The organism is Bacteroides sp. 2_2_4 (assembly GCF_000157055.1).
Taxonomy (GTDB): domain Bacteria; phylum Bacteroidota; class Bacteroidia; order Bacteroidales; family Bacteroidaceae; genus Bacteroides; species Bacteroides ovatus.
The window spans coordinates 416,214-437,055 of record NZ_EQ973362.1; the positions used below are offsets into that span (position 1 = coordinate 416,214).

16 protein-coding genes are annotated in these 20,842 nt (G+C 40.1%); 8 read left to right on the plus strand and 8 right to left on the minus strand.

The features are described from left to right. Window positions 1-145: 145 nt before the first annotated feature. The 8 genes from nuoK to BSCG_RS09560 all read right to left on the minus strand — a co-directional run bounded on the left by nuoK (window position 146) and on the right by BSCG_RS09560 (window position 5,719). Entirely contained in the window at window positions 146-454 is a 309-nt protein-coding gene (gene nuoK / locus BSCG_RS09595; RefSeq protein WP_004312109.1) for an NADH-quinone oxidoreductase subunit NuoK, read from the minus strand. Window positions 455-491: 37 nt separating this feature from the next. Further along, complete coding sequence (locus BSCG_RS09590; RefSeq protein ID WP_004312110.1) at window positions 492-1,004, minus strand: NADH-quinone oxidoreductase subunit J; 513 nt, start codon at window positions 1,002-1,004, stop codon at window positions 492-494. A gap of 2 nt (window positions 1,005-1,006) precedes the next feature. After that, window positions 1,007-1,495 carry a 4Fe-4S binding protein gene (locus BSCG_RS09585; protein ID WP_004305338.1) on the minus strand — a complete coding sequence of 163 codons (489 nt, stop codon included), beginning with the start codon at window positions 1,493-1,495 and terminating at the stop codon, window positions 1,007-1,009. 12 nt (window positions 1,496-1,507) lie between these two features. Beyond that, the gene (gene nuoH / locus BSCG_RS09580) at window positions 1,508-2,584 is read right to left on the minus strand and encodes an NADH-quinone oxidoreductase subunit NuoH (RefSeq protein WP_004315645.1); all 1,077 of its coding nucleotides are present in this window, start codon (window positions 2,582-2,584) and stop codon (window positions 1,508-1,510) included. A 20-nt stretch (window positions 2,585-2,604) separates the two neighbouring features. After that, window positions 2,605-4,197: an NADH-quinone oxidoreductase subunit D gene (locus BSCG_RS09575; RefSeq protein ID WP_008642110.1), complete on the minus strand. Its 1,593-nt coding sequence runs from the start codon at window positions 4,195-4,197 to the stop codon at window positions 2,605-2,607. Window positions 4,198-4,279: 82 nt separating this feature from the next. Then, the gene (locus BSCG_RS09570; RefSeq protein ID WP_004312113.1) at window positions 4,280-4,882 is read right to left on the minus strand and encodes an NADH-quinone oxidoreductase subunit B; all 603 of its coding nucleotides are present in this window, start codon (window positions 4,880-4,882) and stop codon (window positions 4,280-4,282) included. After that, the gene (locus BSCG_RS09565) at window positions 4,873-5,223 is read right to left on the minus strand and encodes an NADH-quinone oxidoreductase subunit A (RefSeq protein WP_004312114.1); all 351 of its coding nucleotides are present in this window, start codon (window positions 5,221-5,223) and stop codon (window positions 4,873-4,875) included. The genes BSCG_RS09570 and BSCG_RS09565 overlap by 10 nt, the downstream gene beginning before the upstream one ends. 118 nt (window positions 5,224-5,341) lie before the next feature. Further along, window positions 5,342-5,719, minus strand: coding sequence for a hypothetical protein (locus tag BSCG_RS09560; protein WP_004312115.1), 378 nt, complete (start codon window positions 5,717-5,719; stop codon window positions 5,342-5,344). Window positions 5,720-5,979: 260 nt separating this feature from the next. On the opposite strand from BSCG_RS09560, the gene BSCG_RS09555 reads away from it, so the two are divergent. The 8 genes from BSCG_RS09555 (at window position 5,980) to BSCG_RS09520 (ending at window position 20,819) form a co-directional block, all read left to right on the plus strand. Continuing rightward, complete coding sequence (locus tag BSCG_RS09555; protein ID WP_008020697.1) at window positions 5,980-7,584, plus strand: DUF6377 domain-containing protein; 1,605 nt, start codon at window positions 5,980-5,982, stop codon at window positions 7,582-7,584. A gap of 192 nt (window positions 7,585-7,776) precedes the next feature. Next, entirely contained in the window at window positions 7,777-8,301 is a 525-nt protein-coding gene (locus BSCG_RS09550; RefSeq protein WP_008642111.1) for an RNA polymerase sigma-70 factor, read from the plus strand. 77 nt (window positions 8,302-8,378) lie between these two features. Continuing rightward, window positions 8,379-8,609: a hypothetical protein gene (locus BSCG_RS09545; RefSeq protein ID WP_004305330.1), complete on the plus strand. Its 231-nt coding sequence runs from the start codon at window positions 8,379-8,381 to the stop codon at window positions 8,607-8,609. Window positions 8,610-8,621: 12 nt separating this feature from the next. Then, complete coding sequence (locus BSCG_RS09540; protein ID WP_008642113.1) at window positions 8,622-11,186, plus strand: glycoside hydrolase family 38 C-terminal domain-containing protein; 2,565 nt, start codon at window positions 8,622-8,624, stop codon at window positions 11,184-11,186. An 18-nt stretch (window positions 11,187-11,204) separates the two neighbouring features. Next, window positions 11,205-13,544, plus strand: coding sequence for a GH92 family glycosyl hydrolase (locus tag BSCG_RS09535; RefSeq protein ID WP_008776537.1), 2,340 nt, complete (start codon window positions 11,205-11,207; stop codon window positions 13,542-13,544). Window positions 13,545-13,592: 48 nt separating this feature from the next. Then, window positions 13,593-16,682, plus strand: coding sequence for a discoidin domain-containing protein (locus tag BSCG_RS09530; RefSeq protein ID WP_032849602.1), 3,090 nt, complete (start codon window positions 13,593-13,595; stop codon window positions 16,680-16,682). Between the two features lie 45 nt (window positions 16,683-16,727). Then, window positions 16,728-18,134, plus strand: coding sequence for an SGNH/GDSL hydrolase family protein (locus tag BSCG_RS09525; protein WP_050428048.1), 1,407 nt, complete (start codon window positions 16,728-16,730; stop codon window positions 18,132-18,134). Between the two features lie 9 nt (window positions 18,135-18,143). Next, window positions 18,144-20,819, plus strand: coding sequence for a family 78 glycoside hydrolase catalytic domain (locus tag BSCG_RS09520; protein ID WP_032849603.1), 2,676 nt, complete (start codon window positions 18,144-18,146; stop codon window positions 20,817-20,819). Window positions 20,820-20,842: the final 23 nt, after the last annotated feature.

The window sequence follows — 20,842 nt, forward strand, 5'->3', positions numbered from 1 at the left end:
TATAGCTGATAATCACTATACTCGGACCTTCTGTTTGGTTTCCCGGTGTGAAACTAGTTGTTCCTCGGTGAGAAACACTTTGTTTCTCGGTGTGAAACGAAGTGTTTCAAGGGATGAAACACCTTGTTCCTGGGAATGAAACAAATCACCACTTCAACTCGTCCAGGTTGCGCACCTGAATGCTTCGAAGATTACGATAAATGTTAATCATGATGGCGATAGCTATTGCAGTTTCCGCAGCCGAGATGGCGATGGAAAAGAGTGCAAAGAAATAACCCTCCATTCCCCCCGGAAAAAGGAAACGATTGAATACGGCGAAGTTGATGTCCGTAGCATTCAGCATTAACTCTACAGAAATCAGGATAGCCAGTGTATTTCGGCGGGTAAAGAATCCATAGATTCCTGCAAACATCATGATGGTAGAAACTACCAGGTAATATTCCATGTGTATCATATTCGAACTCTATTTTGATAGTTAATACTTAAAATTCCTATCTCTTACGTGCAATCATGATGCCACCGATGATACACGCCAGCAATAATATGCTGACAGCTTCGAAAGGCAATACATAACCGTATTTGTCACTACTTAATAAAGCGTTCCCGATAGCATGAATGCTAATTTCTTGCGGGGCCAAATTAGCTGTCTGCATGAAATCGTGCTTCAGTGTGATAAACAGGATAATGGCCAAACCGGCAATCATAGTGAAGAGTCCGGCTAAGACTTTACTTCGTTTTGCTTTCTCGGCCCGGTCGCCTTCTCCACTGGTCAATAGGATGGAGAATACATAAAGAACGACGATACCACCGGCATAAACCATAATCTGAACGGAACCCAGAAAGGTGTAACCCAGCAAAAAATAGATGCCGGCCGTGCCGAAGAGCACGAAGAGCAGGTAGGTGGCCGAGCGTACGATACGTTGGGTAGTCACCGTCATGATGGACATAGCAATAATAAATGCTGCCAAAAAGTAGAATACTACTGTTTCAAGTGTTGATCCCATATCTAAACTTCTTTTTTCTTTTCTATTACTTTACTACCGTCGTGGTTCAACTTCAGGACAAGTTTCGTCCGGTCGAAGACTGCATGTTCGAAGTTCTGGTCGAACGTGATGGCATCGTGCGGACAAGCATTGACACAGAGCTGGCAGAACATACAGGCACCCAAATCATATTCATAGGTTGCCAGAATTTTCTTCTTCTTTCCATCTTCTGTTTCGACGGTTTCGCTGGTCACTTTGATTGTATCGTTCGGACAGGCCATTTGACACAATCCGCAAGCTACACAGCGATGTTCATTATTCTCATTGTGGGGCATATTCAGCGTACCACGAAAACGGTCGAACATTTTCAGCTCTTTCCGGTTTTCGGGATATTGCTCGGTCACTTTCTTACGGAAGTATACCTTGATGCTGGTTTTCATACCCGTTGCCAGTGTACTGATGCCATGCACCAGACCACCTAAGTACGTATATTTTTTATCTTTATATTCCATAATTTTCATTTATCAAAAGTGGAAGCCGAAAGCTACGCAGCATGCCATTAATAATAGATTTACCATAGAAATTGGAACCAGGTATTTCCATTCCAGATTCAAGATCTGGTCGATACGCAAGCGTGGGAAAGTCCATTTGATCCACATCAGAAGGAATACCACAAAGAATGCTTTGGCGAAGAACCAGATAAAGCCCGGAATATAATCCATTACAGTGTTAAATCCATCCAAACCAACAATGTGCAGCGGCATCCATCCTCCCAGGAAGATGGTGGCGGCAACACTGGCTACGATAAACAGATTCAAGTATTCTGCCAGATAGAAGAAACCGAAACCCATACCGGAGTATTCAGTATGATATCCGGCTGTCAGCTCACTTTCCGCTTCGGGAAGGTCGAACGGGCCACGGTTACATTCTGCATTTCCGGCAATCAGATAGATGATGAAAGCAATGACCGCAGGAATATGTCCCTTGAAGATGAACCAACCATCAGCTTGTCCTTCTACGATTTCAGAAAATTGCATGGTTCCCGTCAGCACTACCATTGTCATGATACTCATACCAACCGAAAGTTCATAACTGATAATCTGTGCACCGCTTCGCATGGCACCGATCAAAGAGAATTTGTTGTTACTACCCCAACCGGCCAGCAAGATACCGACAACTCCAATGCTGGAAGCTGCCAACAGGAAGAACACGCCCACATTAAAGTCCAGAATCGCCGCACCTTTATTAAAAGGAATACAAGCGAAAGTCAGGAATGAAGCGATAATCACCATGAATGGAGCAAGATTGTAAAGGAAATGGTCGGCACCCTTCGGCATGAAGATTTCTTTGGTCAGCATTTTGAGCACGTCGCAGACCACTTGGATAGAACCCCATTTACCAACACGGTTCGGTCCAAGACGACACTGGAAGAAACCGCAGACCTTACGCTCCATGTAGATCAATATGATAGCCAGGATGGCATACAGTGCTACGAGGCACACGCCGACAGCTACACATTCTATAAAGATGGCTAATCCCTCCGGCATAATGGAGAGCAGTAGCTCATGTATCCAGTTTGTTACTATACTAAAGTCGAACATATATTTTTAATAATTAAGTATTATCTGTCAATATCCGGAACGACATAATCTATTGTTCCGCCAATAGCAATTAAGTCTGCAATCTTTGTTCCCCGGCAAATGGTGTCAATTGCAGCAACAAGCGGCAATCCCGTAGCACGGTAGTGCAGGCGGTAAGGCGTTTTGTCACCCTGACTTTCCAGGAAGACACCAAATTCACCACGACTTCCTTCTACTGCTGCATAGTAACTGCCTTCCGGAACACGGATGATAGGTTTCATCTTCTCCTGATAAGGTCCCTCGGGAATATTGTCTATTAATTGCTCAATGATGTTCAGACTTTCCATGATCTCATCCATACGCACCAGGTAACGGGCAAAGCAGTCACCTTCCGTATAAACGATTTCTTTGAAATCGACTTTGTCATATACACCGTATGGCATTCGTTTACGTACGTCACACGCCCATCCTGATGCACGGCCTGTACCTCCGGTACAACCGAAAGAGATGGCATCTTCACGGCTTAACACACCGACGCCTTTCATACGGCTCTGTGCGATGATGTTACCCGTGAATATATCGTGATATTCGTGGATAATTCCTCTCATATATGGAATGAACTCTTTTACTCGTTTGACGAAGTTAGGATGAAGATCAGCCTGTACACCGCCAATCGTATTGTAGTTCATAATCAGACGTCCGCCGCAAGTTTCTTCAAAGATATCGAGAATTTTCTCGCGGTCACGGAATCCATAAAAGAATGCTGTCAACGCTCCTAAGTCCATAGCAAGACAAGAGTAGAACAGCAAGTGAGAATCGATACGTTGCAACTCGTCCATTATGGTACGGATGTACTGTACGCGTTCACTGACCTCAATGCCCATGGCTTTTTCAATGCACATACACAATGCATGGCGGTTCTGATGCGCGCCCAAATAGTCCAGACGGTCTGTCAAAGCCAATGTTTGAGGGTAAGTGAGGCTTTCATTCATTTTCTCGATGCCTCGGTGGATATACCCGCAGTTCGCATCAATCTTACGAATAATTTCACCTTCCAGAGAAACACGGAAGCGCATTACACCATGGGTAGCAGGGTGTTGCGGACCGATGTTGACTACATATTCTTCTTCGCCGAACAGTTTCGTCTCTTTGTTCTTGATGGTTCCGTCCGGGTTCAGTTCTATTTCTTGAGTCGTATCAAACGTCTTTTCATTGGTCATGCACAGTGGGTTATCCTTTTCCGGATCGTTATCTTTACGCATCGGATAACCGATCCAATCGTTGCGCAGGTAGAGCCGGCGCATATCAGGATGACCGACAAAGGTGATGCCATAAAAATCAAAAACTTCACGTTCGTAGAAGTCGGCTATCTTCCAGATGTCGCTGACAGACGGAATTTCCGGTAGCTCGCGGTTGGTTGTCGCTGTTTTTAGTGCTATCCGTTCGCCTGTAATGGTAGATTCCAGATGGTAGACTACGCCTAAGCCGCGGAGTTTTTCCGGAGCGTCTTTCTCATCGGCTACTCCCCAGTCCATACCGGTGAGGCTTTCGAGAAAGTCCATCTGTTTTTCATTTCGCAAGCGCAGCATCTCGTCGTGTAACGCTGCAGGAGCTATAAATTGTATTTCTTGCATAAATCAAATTAAATTAAGAATGAAAAATTAAGAATGAAAAATCTGCCGGGATGTTGCATGCGAATTCTTCATTCATCATTCATCATTCTTCATTTCTTAAATAATCCGGTTTCTTCTCTTTTCTGTTTACTCCACCAAAGAACTTTTCTATTTTCACTTTGCGTTGCAATTGCATCATGCCATAATAGAATGCTTCAGGACGTGGCGGGCATCCGGGAATATATACATCTACCGGAAGAATCTTGTCCACCCCGTTTACTACGTGATAGGACTTCTTGAAAGGACCTCCGCTGACAGCGCATCCGCCTACGGCAACCACATACTTCGGATCGGGCATCTGGTCGTAAAGTCGTTTCAGTACCGGAGCCATTTTATTGGTGATTGTTCCGCATACCATAATCATATCAGCCTGACGCGGGCTGGCACGTGCTACCTCAAACCCAAAGCGGGCCATGTCATAACGCGCGGCACCCAGTGCCATAAATTCGATACCACAACAACTGGTTGCAAAGGTAAGCGGCCACAGTGAATTGCTGCGCCCCCAGTTGATAAAGTCGTCAAGTACTCCGAGGGCAACATTGGCTCCTCCAGCATTAAGTTCTTTGACCAACTTTTCCAATGATTCATTGTCGATAAACTCATCATACGGAATAGATTTTATTTTTGGCTTTTTGGTTATTTCCATTCCAAAGCTCCTTTCCTCCAGGCATAAGCAAGACCTAGAACTAAAATGATAAAGAAGAAGAGAACACTAATAAGTCCCTGTGGTCCCATGTCACGCATAACTACCGCCCACGGAAACAGAAAAGCTGTTTCGACATCGAACATAAGGAATAAGATGGCAAACAAGTAGTAGCCTACACGGAACTGCATCCATGATTTACCACGTGTCGGTATACCACATTCATAAGCCTCAAACTTTTGCAGGTTGTATGAACGGGGAGAGATAGCACGCGAGAGGGCTATTACTACACCGACAAAAGCAAGCGCTGTCAGTAAAACAACAACTAAAAATGTAAAATTCATAATTCAATAGCTGTTTAGATTGAATATTATATAGAAATAAGCAATTAGTCTATTCGCCCTATGGAGAATAAAACCAACTGTAATAAATGACGAGCAAAAGAGTCTACTGTACTGTAGGCTAAATGACAATCTTTCTCAACCCATATATATAATAGGAGATAGGATCGTAATAGTATGTAGGAGAATGGGATGAGACAGGGTAAGGTGGACTTTGATGTTTGTAATGGTCACAGAAATAAGCGATTAACAAAAACATGCTTTTATCTGTCGGAACATGTGCGACGTCTGTATGACTCATATCACAGGTTTGAGTCGTATAAAGATTATAAAGACGTTCCAAAGCATCCTGAATCGGACGATCTTGTGATACATAGCATTTCTCCTGCCGATAAGTCGGGGAGGAAACTTTGCACATATCTTCCATTGCTCCGTTAGTTGCGCAATGGATGAGCAAAGCCAACACTAAAAGTAGTCCGAATTTTAAGCTTTGTTTCATCTTTCTCCTTTAACGGCTGCAAATATAGAACTAATATTTATACTTTTTGCAAAGTCCGTATGGCAAAAAAGCTTTTTTTAACTCCATATCTTTTAGATTCATTTTTTAGTCAGCATGGTTTCACAAATATCATTTAGAATGGGGTAATTTCTCCATCTTCATTTGTTAAAAGATGCAATAAAAAGAATGATTTACGCTCTTTTTTGCGAATTACACAAAGAAAATACATTTTTTTGCAGATTAAGAAAGAATACATGATTATGAAACGCACACTTTGGTTTATATTTTTCCTTCTAAACTCCTTGTTTTACCTCTATGCAGATAGTGAGAATGATTCTTTGTTGAAGGTGTTAGACAAAGTGATTTCTGAACGTTTGATATATACCCAGAAAAAAGAAGCTACCATAAAAGAATTAAAGAAAAAGAAGGTTGGCCTTAATTCGTTGGAGGATATATATAATTTAAATAAAGAGATTATCCATCAATATGAGACTTTTGTCTGTGACTCGGCAGAACAATACATTCATGAAAATATTGATATAGCAAAAACGATCGGTAATAAAGAATATCTTTTGGAAGAGCAGCTCCGGTTGGCTTTTGTCTATTCCTTATCCGGTTTGTTTATTCAAGCAAATGATATTTTTAAGTCGATAAAATGTGCGGATTTACCCGATCATTTGAAAGCTTTGTATTGCTGGAATCGTATACGTTATTATGAAAATCTCATTAAATACACGGACGATGTACGGTTTTCAAACGAGTATATATCGGAAAAAGAGGCTTATCGGGATACTGTGATGAGCATCTTATTTGACCAGTCGGATGAATATAGAAAAGAAAAAGCTGTGAAGCTTCAAGATAAGGGAAGTACCAAAGAGGCTCTTCTGATTTTGACAGAGATATATGATAAACAAGAGCCGGCATCTCATGGATATGCTATGATGGCTATGGGGCTTGCCAGGGCTTATCGGTTGATTGGGAATTATGCACTGGAAGAAAAGTTTCTAATGCTGGCTGCTATGACAGATACAAAACTGGCTGTCAAAGAGAATGAGGCATTATTGACATTGGCAGTTAATTTATATCATAAAGGAGATATAGATAGGGCTTATAACTATATTAAAGTAGCGTTGGATGATGCCATCTTTTATAATTCTCGTTTTAAGAATACAGTAATTGCCCGCATCCATCCGATTATTGAAAATACATACTTGATCCGGTTGGAAAAACAAAAGCAGAACCTCCGTTTCTATATATTTCTGACTAGCTTGTTTGTGGTAGCTCTTGCTATCACCCTGTATTTTACATATAAACAAACAAAAATTGTATCCCGGGCTAAACGGCATCTTAAAGCTATGAATGAGGAACTGGTCGGGCTGAATAAGAATCTCGACGAAGCTAATCTGATCAAGGAAAAATATGTGGGGTATTTTATGAATCAATGTGCCGTTTATATTAATAAACTCGATGAGTACAGGAAGAATGTGAACAGGAAAATCAAGACCGGACAGATTGATGATTTATATAAGTCATCCTCCCGACCTTTTGAAAAGGAACTTGAAGAACTTTATCATAACTTTGATAAAGCGTTCCTTAATTTGTATCCTAACTTTGTGGAAAAGTTCAATTCTTTGTTGAAACCGGAGGAGCGTTATAAACTGGAAAAGGACCAACTGAATACAGAATTACGCATATTTGCATTGATACGGTTAGGAATTACCGATGTTGGACAGATTGCTGTATTTTTGCATTATTCTGTGCAGACAATCTATAATTATAAGAGTAAAGTGAAGAGAATGTCGACTCTTGATAGTAATATCTTTGAGGAGGAGGTAAAAAAGCTTGGTTCTTTGTCTCAAAAATGATTCTATCCGGTTTACCAAAACTAAAAAATGAAATCTTTTTAAAGTGTTGATTATTAGATTTATATACACATATTAATCTCTAAAACGTTTACTTTCCCGCCTACTTCCATTAAGAAGTAGGCTTTTTTCATCTCTATATTTGCATCACAAGATTTTTGATAACTGAATACTAATCTAAAGAAACACACAACTATGAGTTTTTCAGAATTGTATCTTATTTATTATCCCAAACTAGTTCGGTTTGCAAAAGAATTTGTGATGTCGGAAGAGGAGGCTGAGAACATAACACAAGATGTGTTTACAGACTTATGGGAAAAGAGAGAGTCAATGAATCATATTGAGAATATGAATGCTTATCTTTTCAGGCTTGTAAGAAACAAATGTTTGGATTATTTAAAGCATAAAGTATTCGAGCAAAAGTATGTCGAGAATGTGAAGGCTTCTTTTGAGATTGAGTTGAATCTGAAATTGCAATCTTTGGATCGTTTTGATGTATATGATATATCAGAAAGAAATCAGATGGAGAACCTGATACGGGATGCTATCAATAGTTTGCCTAAAAGATGTCGTGACATATTTTTGTTAAGTCGCATGGAAGGATTGAAGTATAGGGAAATATCCGAACGTTTGGGCATTTCGGTAAATACAGTGGAATGTCAGATGGGAATAGCACTAAAAAAGTTGAGAGCAAAACTCAATGTGACATTGGCTGCATAACTTTTTAATGAATTTATCGGTATTTTTTAGGGGTATTTATTGAGATAATCGTTCTTTGATAAAAAAGGACTGTGTATATGGAGAATTGTCTGAATAAATATTTTGCGGATGAATTTACTTCTGATGAAAAAACAGAGTTTCTCATAGAAGTGGAAAACAACGAAAGGCTGAAGGAAGAATTTATAGAAAATCAGAATTTGCTGGCACTCGTTGATTGGATATCTCCGGAATATGAAAATAATAAAGAAGTTGTCCAACATAAATTATATGAATTTATGCGTAGAATGGAGCAACACAAAGATAAATAGCTTTAGGATACTATGAGTAAAATTTATATCATATTACTGACTGTTTTCTTTTATGCAAATGTTTATTCTCAACAAGCTTATTTTGTTGATGGGTATCATGGCGGGATATATGGACATTATCCGGTAAAGTGGAAAACTCAATTTATTGTGGATCAGCTGGCTATGCATCCGGACTGGCGGATTTGTATGGAGATAGAGCCTGAAACATGGGATACAGTCAGAGTACAGACTCCGGAGGCTTATTTGCGTTTTAAAGAGATGGCTACTAGTAATCAGGTAGAGTTTACGAATCCTACTTATGCACAGCCTTATTGCTATAATATCTCGGGAGAGAGTATAATAAGACAGTTTCAATATGGTATTGCTAAAATAAACAAACATTTTCCGGGGGTGGATTTTGTAACCTATTCGGTAGAAGAACCTTGCTTCACAAGTTGCTTGCCACAAATCCTTAAACAATTCGGCTTTAAATATGCTGTATTAAAATGTCCCAATACCTGTTGGGGAGGGTATACTGCTGCTTATGGCGGAGAATTGGTTAATTGGGTAGGACCGGACGGGACTGCAATATTGACTGTTCCCAGGTATGCTTGTGAAAAACTGGAGCCGGGATCAACCTGGCAGACAACTGCGTGGGGAAATTCGGATGCTTATTTAAAAGATTGCCGTAACGCAGGTATCAAGCATCCTGTTGGTATGTGTTTTCAGGATGCGGGATGGAAAAACGGTCCATGGCTGGGAAGTGGAAAGAACACAAAAAATAACTCTATATATATGACATGGAGAGATTATATTGAAAATGTCTCCATCGGAAAAACGGATGATAATTGGTCTTTTTCACAGGAAGATATACATGTGAATCTTATGTGGGGAAGTCAGGTTTTGCAAAAAATAGCGCAAGAAGTACGCGTTTCAGAAAATAGAATTGTCATGGCAGAGAAAATGTCTGTAATGGCTTATCTGGAAAATAAATATATTTGTCGACAGGCAGATATGGATGAGGCTTGGCGTACACTGATGTTGGCACAACATCATGATTCGTGGATTGTGCCTTATAATGGACTGAATAGGAAAGGAACATGGGCTGATCAGATTAAGCGATGGACAGACAGTACCAATCATCTTGCAGATGGAATTATTGAGGCATCTATGCAGAGCTTTAATGAAAAGTTTATTCCGCAAAATAATGCTCAACAGCAATATATACGTGTTTTTAATACATTAGGAATGAGAAGAAAGGAAGTCGTAAGTGTTCTTCTGCCTACGGAATCTGAAAATGCGGATTTAAGTGTCTATGACTGGAAAGGTAAAGATATAGGTTATTTGGTAGAAAATGAAGGTAAAGAGATAAGATTATTTTTTGAGGCAGAGATTCCTCCCTTTGGTTATTCCACGTATTGTATAAAAAAGAAAGAAGCCGGTAAGAAAGAGGCTTCGGAGAGTAGATTCGTTTTGGAAGGTAATAAGGTGAATAAACAGGAATACGTGGTTGAAAATGATATGTATAAAATTGTTTTTGACTTATCAAAGGGAGGAACCATAAAAAGCCTGATAGCTAAAAAAGAAGGGAATAAGGATTTTGCAGGTAAAACGGAGAAATATGCTTTAGGGGAGTTACGAGGCTTTTTTTATGAAGAAGGCAAATTTCGTTCTTCTATAGAGACTCCGGCCAAGCTGACAGTAGTAAGGGATAATGTATATGAGCAAAAAATTAAGATAGAGGGTGAGATTGCTTCCCATCCGTTTACACAGGTAATCACTCTCACTAAAGGTACGAGACGAATCGATTTTGATTTGACGGTTGACTGGAAAAATAATGTAGGTATTGGTGAATATAAAGAGGAACGTTGGCGTGATAATCGTCGAGCTTATTGTGACGATCGGTTTAAACTAAGTGTATTATTCCCGACTGATTTACATGCTCCCCGTATCTATAAAAATGCACCGTTTGACGTATGCGAAAGCAAACTGACTGATACTTTCTTTGGTTCTTGGGATCAAATCAAACATAATATTATACTTCATTGGGTTGACTTGGCTGAACAGGAAGGCGACTATGCTTTGGCTTTATTATCAGACCATACTACTTCTTATTCTTATGGAGAGGACTATCCGCTAGGACTGACTGCTCAATATTCGGGTGGAGGACTTTGGGGACCTGATTATAAAATAACACACCCTTTGAGGATGAAGTATGCAATTATACCTCATCGTGGCAAATGGGACAAAGCATCAATCGCAGATGATAGCGATTGTTGGAATGAACCATTGCTGTATTCTTGCTATCCAATGGCAAAACCGGAATCGAAATCATTTATTGATTTACAGAATACTGGTTATCAAGTGAGTGCTCTTCAAATGAAAGATGGAAAGGTACTATTGCGCCTGTTCAATTCTGAAGGAGACGAAAGATTACAAAAGGTTACCATTGACATGCCATTATCCGGAGTGGAGGAAGTTGATTTGAATGGACAATGTATCGAAAGAAAGAAGATAAAAACACGTGCAGGTAAATCGGAAATGACGATTTCAATGCCTCGTTTTGGTATTAAGACTTTCGTTCTTAGTTTGACTTAAAATAATTAGATTATTGTTATGTATAAAGCGACTGCTAATCTTTTAATTGTTTGCTTTTTGTGTTGGATGACGGGTTGCTCATCAACCCATACCGCATCGGAAGATTTGGTTCCGACTGATTATGTAAACCCGTTTATTGGTGCCAGTACTAGTGTAGGGGCTGCCGGTGTTTATCACGGATTAGGTAAAACTTTTCCCGGAGCTACGACTCCGTATGGTATGGTACAGGTTAGTCCTAATACAATAACGGGAGGTGATAACGGTTCCGGATACAGTGATGAACATAAGACAATCGAAGGATTTGCTTTTACCCAGATGAGTGGTGTGGGATGGTTTGGTGATTTGGGCAATTTTCTTGTGATGCCTACAACTGGTGAATTATATAAAGTGGCAGGTAAAGAGAATAATGATAGTATAAAAGGATATCGTTCGGCTTATAACAAAGCCACTGAAACGGCTAAGGCCGGATATTATTCGGTAGAATTGACTGATTATCATATCAAAGTAGAAAGTAGTGCGACACCGCACTGTGGAATTTTACATTTTACTTATCCTTCTAGTGACCAATCGCGTATTCAGATTGATTTAGCTCGTAGAGTAGGGGGAACATCTACTTCGCAGTATATTAAAGTTGTAGATGATTACACCATTCAAGGATGGATGAAGTGCACACCTGATGGTGGTGGATGGGGTAATGGTGAAGGAAAAGCCGATTATACCGTTTATTATTATGCACAATTTAGTAAACCTTTGACTAATTATGGCTTTTGGAGTGCAGATATTCCCGAACATTGGGTTCGGAAACGTGATGAAGTAGTGAGTATTCCTTATTTGACTCGTGTATCACAAGCTCCGGTTATAAAAGACAAGAAAGAACTGACGGGTAAACATCTGGGCTTTTTTACTGAATTTCCAACGAAGGAGGGAGAGACTGTAGAGATGAAAGTTGGTATCTCTTTTGTTGATATGGAGGGTGCTGCAAATAACTTTGAACAAGAAATAGCCTCTAAAAATTTTGGACAAGTAAAGCAGGAAGCTACTGAATTGTGGAATAAAGAACTTAATCGTGTCCGGATATCCGGTGGTACGGATGATGAAAAAACGATATTCTATACTGCCATGTATCATACGATGATTGATCCTCGTATCTATACAGATGTAGACGGACGTTATGTAGGCGGTGATTATAAAATACATACGGCTGACAGCACTTTTACAAAACGTACTATATTCAGTGGATGGGATGTATTTCGTAGTCAGTTTCCTTTGCAGACTATAATTAATCCGCGTTTAGTAAGTGATGAACTGAACTCATTGATTACTATGGCAGATCAGAGTGGGCGCGAATACTATGAACGTTGGGAATTGCTGAATTCCTATTCCGGCTGTATGTTGGGAAATCCTGCTTTGTCTGTTTTGGCGGATGCTTATATCAAAGGGATTCGTACGTATGATGCAGAGAAAGCGTATCGTTATGCCATTAACACATCCCGTCGTTTTGGTAATGATTCATTGGGGTATGCTCCGGAACCATTGAGTATTTCAACCACTTTGGAGTATGCTTATACTGATTGGTGTATATCTCAATTAGCGAAAGCTATGGGGAAAGAAGATGATGCCAAATGTTTCTATGAAAAGGGACAGGCATATCATCATATTTTTGATAAAGAAAAGGGGTGGTTCCGTCCCCGTAAAGCAGATGGAACATGGGTAGAATGGCCGGAGAATGCACGTCTTAAAGAATGGTATGGGTGTATAGAAGCAAACTCTTATCAGCAAGGTTGGTTTGTACCTCACGATGTTACGGGAATGGTGAATTTGATGGGTGGTAAGGAGAAAGTTATTGCGGATTTAACAGATTTCTTTAATAAAACTCCTTCTAATATGCTGTGGAATGAATATTATAATCATGCGAATGAACCTGTGCACTTCGTTCCTTTTTTGTTCAATCAGCTTGAAGTTCCCTGGTATACTCAAAAATGGACACGCTATACATGTGAAAAGGCTTATGCAAACAAAGTTGAAGGAATTGTTGGCAATGAAGATGTAGGTCAGATGTCAGCGTGGTATGTGTTGGCTGCTTCCGGTATTCATCCTTCCTGTCCGGGAAATACACGTATGGAGATTACAAGTCCGGTTTTTGATAAAGTAGAGTTCAATCTTGATCCCAGCTATTATACTGGTAAGAAATTCACGGTGATAGCTCATAATAACAGCATAAATAACGTCTATATACAAAAGGCCTTGTTGAACGGTCAGGAATACAATAAATGTTATCTTGATTTTGCGGACATTGCAGCCGGAGGTACATTGGAGCTGTTTATGGGTGATAAACCTAATGTTGAGTGGGGACTTTGATTGAATAACATACTCTAAAACAAATTGTTACTTTAAAATCTTGATAGTATGATGAATAAACTTGGGCTTATCATTATATCGGTTATATGTGCTCTAATCCAGACAGGGTGTGCAGAGCAGAGTACATGGATGTCTTTGAACAGCTCTAATCCTCGGATTATCTGGGAAGTGAAACCCCAGGCAGATTTAGAGAACATAACCGGAGAGCAGATTTCTACTCCGGAATTTAAAATGTCCGATTACGTTAAAGGTGTGGTTCCCGGAACTGTTTTTACTGCTTATGTTGAAGCAGGAATCGTTCCAGATCCTAATTATGCCGATAATATTTATAAAGTAGACGAAACGTTTTATAACCGTCCTTTCTGGTATCGTACGGAATTCGAACTCCCGTCTTCTTATTCGGAGGGGAAGCGGGTATGGCTTCATTTCGACAATACGAACCGCTTTGCCGATTTCTATTTTAATGGTGAGAAGATATCAGGAACAAAAGCATCTACTAAAGATGTAAGCGGTCACATGTTACGTTCGAAGTTTGATGTAACTAATTTGATAAAGAAATCCGGTAAGAATGTGATAGCTGTTCTGATTACCGATGCCGATCAGAAAAAGACGCGTAAGGCTAAAGACCCGTATGGAGTTGCGTGTAGCCCCAGTTATCTGGCTGGTGCCGGTTGGGACTGGATGCCATACGTTCCGGGACGTCTGGCTGGTATCACAGGCAATGCTTATCTTGTGGTAACAGGAGATGTAGTGATGGAAGATCCTTGGGTACGTTCAGAGTTACCGACCTTGCAGAAAGCAGAGCTTTCTGTCTCAACAGATATTAGAAATGCTTCTTCTTCCCCTAAAGAAGTCGTTGTATCCGGAGTGATTCAGCCGGGGAATATTTCTTTCTCTAAAGACATTCGGGTAGAAGGAGGAACAACAGCCAGACTATCTATTAACAAAGATGATATAGCGCAATTGGTTGTTGATCATCCGAGGCTTTGGTGGCCGAATGGCTATGGTGATCCCAATCTTTATACTTGTAAGCTGACTTGTTCTGTAGATGGAAAAGTGTCGGATGTAAAAGAAATGACATTCGGTATCAAGAAGTATGAGTATAAAATGGTCGATAATGTAGTGGGATATCCTGTTCTTACATTCTTTATCAACGGACAGAAGATCTATCTGAAAGGTGGAAACTGGGGAATGAGCGAATATCTGCTTCGATGTCAGGGTAAAGAGTATGAAACGAAAATCAGACTTCATAAGGAAATGAATTACAATATGATCCGTCTATGGACAGGGTGTGTTACTGATGATGAGTTTTATGATTATTGTGATAAATATGGGATTATGGTATGGAATGATTTTTGGTTATATGTAGCATACAATGACGTGGCGCAACCGGAAGCATTTAAAGCGAATGCCCTTGATAAAGTCAGACGTCTTAGAAACCATCCTTCTATTGCTATTTGGTGTGGAGCAAATGAAACGTATCCGGCACCTGATTTGGATAATTACCTGCGTGAAATGATTGCGAAGGAGGACAATAATGACCGTATGTATAAGTCTTGCTCCAATCAGGATGGATTGTCCGGAAGTGGTTGGTGGGGAAATCAACCTCCAAGACACCATTTTGAAACTTCAGGCAGTAATCTGGCATTTAATACACCGGCTTATCCATACGGTATTGATCACGGTTACGGTATGCGTACAGAAATAGGAACGGCCACTTTCCCCACATTTGAAAGCATCAAAGAGTTTATCCCGCAAAAAGACTGGTGGCCTCTACCTACTGATGAGCAGTTGAAGAATGATGATGACAATGTATGGAACAAACATTTCTTCGGTAAGGAAGCGTCTAATGCCAACCCGGTTAATTATAAGAATTCAGTAAACACACAGTACGGAGAATCATCCGGACTGGAAGAATTCTGCGAGAAAGCGCAAATGCTGAATCTTGAAGTGATGAAAGGTATGTATGAGGCTTGGAACGATAAAATGTGGAATGATGCAGCCGGACTTCTGATCTGGATGAGCCATCCGGCTTATCCCTCGTTTGTATGGCAGACTTATGACTATTATTATGATCCTACAGGTGCTTATTGGGGAGCAAAAAAGGCTTGTGAACCTTTACATATCCAATGGAATGCTTCCAATAACAATATAAAAGTAATAAATACTACAGCAGAGGACTTGAAAGGTGCAATAGCTAAAGCTACAATTTATGACCTGAATGGAAAAGAAGTGCCTGTATACGGACAGACAAAACAGGTCGATGTGGCAGCCAGCAACATTGCAGAAGCATTTTCTTTGAACTTTAATCCTTTCAATCTGGCTTATGGAAAGAAGGCTGTAGCTTCTTCTTCAGCAGGTGCCTCTAAAAGTGCTTCAATGGTTACTGACGGAGGAGCGGGAAGTCGTTGGGAAAGTGCATACAGTGATCCTCAATGGATATACATTGATCTTGGTAAAAAAGAAAAGATAGAAAAGGTTATTTTGAAATGGGAGGCAGCTTGTGCTAAGAAATACGAACTGCAAGTATCGAATGATGCGCAAGAATGGAAAACCGTTTATGCCAACAAAGATGGAAGAGGTGGTACTGAACAGATTGAATTGGAACCAGTTACAGCACGTTATGTGAAACTGGCAGGCATCAGCCGTGCCACACAGTTTGGATATTCATTGTTCGAATTCGAAATCTACGGTGAGAAACCAAAAGAGATAAAAGAACTGACTCCGCTTCATTTTATCAAGTTGGAACTGACAGATGTCAAAGGTAATCTAATCTCTGAAAACTTCTATTGGCGGAATGGTGTGAATGATCTTGATTATACATTGCTGAATACACTCCCAGAGGCCGATTTGTCTTGCCGATTGGTGGATAAATCGATGTCTGACGGAAAGATGAAGATCGCTGTAAAGAACAATTCCGGGACTGTGGCTTTTGCTAATCGGGTGAGGCTTGTTAATAAGGCTACGCAGAAAAGAATACTTCCAATTATTATGTCCGATAATTATGTGACGTTGATGCCGGGCGAAGAAAAGGTTATCACTATGGAGGCAACTCCCGAACTGTTGAAAGGAGGCGTAAGTATATTGGTGAAACAGTATGGGAAAGCAGAGAAGAATAAGCTGGATATAGCAGATTGATTGTTGTACGGTTATCTTTATGGTTTGATTAAAAGAATAAAGAAAATGGCTAATAGACTAAAAATGAGGATACTTTTGTTGTTATCTTTAGTTTATATAAATTGCGATTACTTACAGGCACAAACAACAATACCCCGGTTTGAAGAAGGGGAACGTGTCGTATTTGTAGGAAACAGCATTACTCACGGCGGACATTATCATTCATTTATCTGGTTGTATTACATGACTCGTTTCCCGGATAAACCGATTACTATCATGAATGCCGGAATTGGTGGAGAGAGTGCGTGGGATATGAAGGATCGTTTGGACTATGATGTTTTCAACAGGAAACCAACTTATGTGACTCTAACTTTCGGTATGAATGATACCGGTTATGATATTTACATGAAAGACGATGCAAAAGAACTGTCGGAACAACGGATTGCAAAGTCATTGGAAAGCTATCGGGAAATAGAAGAACGCTTACTGGCTAAAAATAAAATAAAGAAAGTTTTGATTGGTGGTTCTCCTTATGATGAGACTTCCCGGTTTAATAATTTTATATTGCATAATAAGAATAACGCCATTTTAAAAATCATAGATGCCCAACGTACATCGACTAAAAAGAATGGCTGGGGTTTTGTTGATTTTAACCAACCGATGCGTGAGATAAGCAGAAAGGAGCAGGAGGCAGATTCTACATTTACATTCTGCAGGATAGATAGAATTCATCCGGATAATGACGGACAGATGGTCATGGCCTATTTGTTTCTGAAAGCACAGGGATTGGCTGGGGATGAAGTGTCATCAGTATCTATTGATGCATATCATTCATCCGTAATAACCCATAAGAACTGTAAGATTTCAAAACTAAAAAAGAGCGGAGCTGATCTGACTTTTGATTATCTGGCGTATGCTCTTCCTTATCCGCTGGATTCTATTTCTAGAAGTGGCTGGGGAAATAAAAGGTCACAACGCGATGCAATGCAGTTGGTTCCATTTATGGAAGAGTTTAATCAGGAACGTTTTCAGGTAACAAACTTAGAGAAAGGAATGTATCGGTTAACTATAGACAATCAGTTTATTGACAATCTCTCATCCGAAAAGTTGGCGAATGGAGTGAATTTGGCAGATTACCCGAATACTCCCCAATATCAACAAGCTGCGAAAATCATGTATCTGAATGAAGAACGATTTGAAGTGGAGAAACGTTTCAGAGAATACTTGTGGACCGAATATTCATTCCTGAAAAAAGAAGGATTACTGTTTGCTGATGATCAGAAAGCTATCGATAAACTAAAAGAATATTTACCTAAAGATGGGTTTCTCAGGATGAGCTACGACTGGTATATAAAAGCGATGAATCCCGAAATACGGGAGGTTTGGAGCAATTATATGAAGACTATTGTTGAAACAATTTATAAAATCAATAAACCTGTCACTCATAAAGTGAGGCTGGCAAGAGTTGAATAATAATAGAAGATGAATAGAATGAAACGATTGTTATGTTTAGTTTGTTGTTTCTGTTGGCTGTCTGTGATAGTGTATGGAAGTAAGAAAATATCTACTTTTTATTTGTCAGAGTTGAAATGTGAAAATCTTATTAATCCTTTGGGGATTGATAATGTGACTCCTCACTTCAGTTGGAAGTTAAAGGGGGACGGCTGGAAAGGCGGGCAAACTTATTATGAAATACAGGTAGCTTCGGATAGTATTCTGTTGGTGCAGGATAAAGCTGATTTATGGAATACCGGAAAATTGAAATCCAAAACTTCGGTTATGGTACCTTATCAGGGAAAGGCTTTAACTTCTCGTTCTTTGTGTTATTGGCGGGTACGCGTTTGGGATGCTAAAAAACAAGCTTCATCATGGAGTCCTGTTGCCCGTTTTGGAGTTGGCATCTTGGATCAGTCACAGATGAAAGGAGAATATATAGGGGCTTCTGTTGAAGGTGGTAAGATTTGTGCTCCTATTCTTCGCAAAAAAGTGAAACTGACTCAGGGCGAGACTTCTTTCCTGCATGTAAATACGCTAGGCTATCACGAAATTTATGTTAATGGGAAAAAGGTTGGGGAGGATGTTCTGACCCCTGCTGTATCACATTTATCTAAACGTTCACTAATTGTTACTTATGATATTACTCCTTATTTGAGAGAAGGAGAAAATGATCTGCTTATTTGGCTGGGACAAGGTTGGTATAAAACGACGACTTTCGGAGCAGCTTATGAAGGTCCGCTGGTAAAAGCAGAATTGGATGTGTTGAGAAATGGTAAATGGGAAGTCGTAACGAAGACAGACGGATCATGGTACGGACGTGAAAGTGGCTATTCTGATACAGGTACTTGGCGTGCTTTGCAGTTTGGAGGTGAGAGGGTGGATGGAAGGATTCTTCCGCGAGATCTTTCAACACAGGCTTTAGACAAAATGAAATGGACTCCTGTTGTGAAAGTGAATGTTCCCGATCATATCGCTTCCCCTCAAATGTGTGAGATAAACAAGATACATCAGATTTTGCAGGCTGTTTCTGTAAAGAAGCTGGGTGAAAGTCTCTGGCTGGTAGATATGGGGAAGGTTCAGACCGGATGGTTTGAGATGCAAATGCCTATATTGCCGGCAGGTCATGAAGTTATTATGGAATATAGTGATAATTTGACGAAAGACGGTGAATTTGACAAGCAAGGTGAAAGTGATATTTATATATCTGGTGGTAAGCAAGGAGAATACTTCAGAAATAAATTCAATCATCACGCTTTTCGATATGTGCGCATTTCCAATCTTCCTCAAAAACCGGAAACAGGTGCTATGAAATCTCTGCAGATTTATGGAGATTATAAACAGACCGCAACTTTTGAATGTTCGGATGCCGACTTGAATGCTATTCACCAAATGATTCAGTATACGATGAAATGTCTGACTTTTAGTGGATATATGGTAGACTGTCCGCATTTGGAACGTGCAGGATATGGTGGTGATGGAAACTCCTCAACGATGTCTTTGCAAACGATGTACGATGTAGCTCCAACATTTGAAAACTGGGTGCAAACATGGGGAGACTCCATGCGTGAAGGAGGAAGTTTACCGCATGTTGGTCCTAATCCGGGTGCCGGTGGCGGCGGTCCGTATTGGTGCGGATTCTTTGTACAGGCTCCCTGGAGAACGTATGTCAACTATAATGATCCCCGCTTGATTGAGAAGTATTATTCTCAAATGAAAGAGTGGTTTAAGTATGTTGATAAATATACAGTAGATGGTTTGCTGAAACGTTGGCCCGATACCAAATACCGTGACTGGTATTTGGGTGATTGGCTGGCACCTATGGGAGTAGATGCAGGTAATCAGGCTTCAGTGGATTTGGTAAGTAACTGTTTTATCAGCGAATGCTTGAGCACTATGTATAAGACAGCCATAACATTAGGAAAAAGAGAAGAGGCGGAAGAGTTTGCTATTCGTAGAGAAAAACTTAACAAGTTGATTCATCAGACGTTCTATCGTGCGGATGAAGGGATCTATTCTACCGGTTCACAGTTGGATATGTGCTATCCTATGTTGGTAGGTGTTGTACCTGATTCTTTGTACAATAAAGTGAAAGAGAATGTCGTTGCCATGACCGAAGAAAAATATAAAGGACATATTGCTGTTGGTTTGGTTGGAGTGCCTATTTTGACAGAATGGGCTGTTCGGAATAAACAAGTGGATTTCTTCTATCAAATGATGAAGAAACGTGATTATCCCGGTTATCTGTATATGATTGACCATGGTGCGACAGCGACTTGGGAATATTGGAGCGGAGAACGAAGTCGTGTGCACAATTGTTACAATGGAATTGGTACTTGGTTTTATCAGGCTGTAGGAGGAATACGTCTTGACGAGGCTAAACCTGGATATCGTCACTTCTATGTCGATCCTCAAATTCCAAACGGTGTGACCTGGGTAAAAGTAACGAAAGAATCACCTTATGGCACAATTGCTGTTAATTGGAAGTTGAAAGATGATAATCAGTTGAATCTTCAATTGACAGTTCCTGCCGGAACAACGGCTACAGTTTGCATCCCTAATAATGCTGTCTCATGTAAAAAGAATAAGAAAAAAGTGAGCGTTAAGGAGCAGACTGTTGATGTAGAAGCAGGGCATTATGATTTTCTATTTAATTTGAAATAGATACCCTACTAGAGTGTATTTAT

Bases quoted from the DNA above. Each gene is read 5' to 3' on its own strand.
- nuoK (WP_004312109.1), bottom strand. From the start codon at position 454: ATGATACACATGGAATATTACCTGGTAGTTTCTACCATCATGATGTTT.
- BSCG_RS09590 (WP_004312110.1), bottom strand. From the start codon at position 1,004: ATGGGATCAACACTTGAAACAGTAGTATTCTACTTTTTGGCAGCATTT.
- BSCG_RS09585 (WP_004305338.1), bottom strand. From the start codon at position 1,495: ATGGAATATAAAGATAAAAAATATACGTACTTAGGTGGTCTGGTGCAT.
- nuoH (WP_004315645.1), bottom strand. From the start codon at position 2,584: ATGTTCGACTTTAGTATAGTAACAAACTGGATACATGAGCTACTGCTC.
- BSCG_RS09575 (WP_008642110.1), bottom strand. From the start codon at position 4,197: ATGCAAGAAATACAATTTATAGCTCCTGCAGCGTTACACGACGAGATG.
- BSCG_RS09570 (WP_004312113.1), bottom strand. From the start codon at position 4,882: ATGGAAATAACCAAAAAGCCAAAAATAAAATCTATTCCGTATGATGAG.
- BSCG_RS09565 (WP_004312114.1), bottom strand. From the start codon at position 5,223: ATGAATTTTACATTTTTAGTTGTTGTTTTACTGACAGCGCTTGCTTTT.
- BSCG_RS09560 (WP_004312115.1), bottom strand. From the start codon at position 5,719: ATGAAACAAAGCTTAAAATTCGGACTACTTTTAGTGTTGGCTTTGCTC.
- BSCG_RS09555 (WP_008020697.1), top strand. From the start codon at position 5,980: ATGAAACGCACACTTTGGTTTATATTTTTCCTTCTAAACTCCTTGTTT.
- BSCG_RS09550 (WP_008642111.1), top strand. From the start codon at position 7,777: ATGAGTTTTTCAGAATTGTATCTTATTTATTATCCCAAACTAGTTCGG.
- BSCG_RS09545 (WP_004305330.1), top strand. From the start codon at position 8,379: ATGGAGAATTGTCTGAATAAATATTTTGCGGATGAATTTACTTCTGAT.
- BSCG_RS09540 (WP_008642113.1), top strand. From the start codon at position 8,622: ATGAGTAAAATTTATATCATATTACTGACTGTTTTCTTTTATGCAAAT.
- BSCG_RS09535 (WP_008776537.1), top strand. From the start codon at position 11,205: ATGTATAAAGCGACTGCTAATCTTTTAATTGTTTGCTTTTTGTGTTGG.
- BSCG_RS09530 (WP_032849602.1), top strand. From the start codon at position 13,593: ATGATGAATAAACTTGGGCTTATCATTATATCGGTTATATGTGCTCTA.
- BSCG_RS09525 (WP_050428048.1), top strand. From the start codon at position 16,728: ATGGCTAATAGACTAAAAATGAGGATACTTTTGTTGTTATCTTTAGTT.
- BSCG_RS09520 (WP_032849603.1), top strand. From the start codon at position 18,144: ATGAATAGAATGAAACGATTGTTATGTTTAGTTTGTTGTTTCTGTTGG.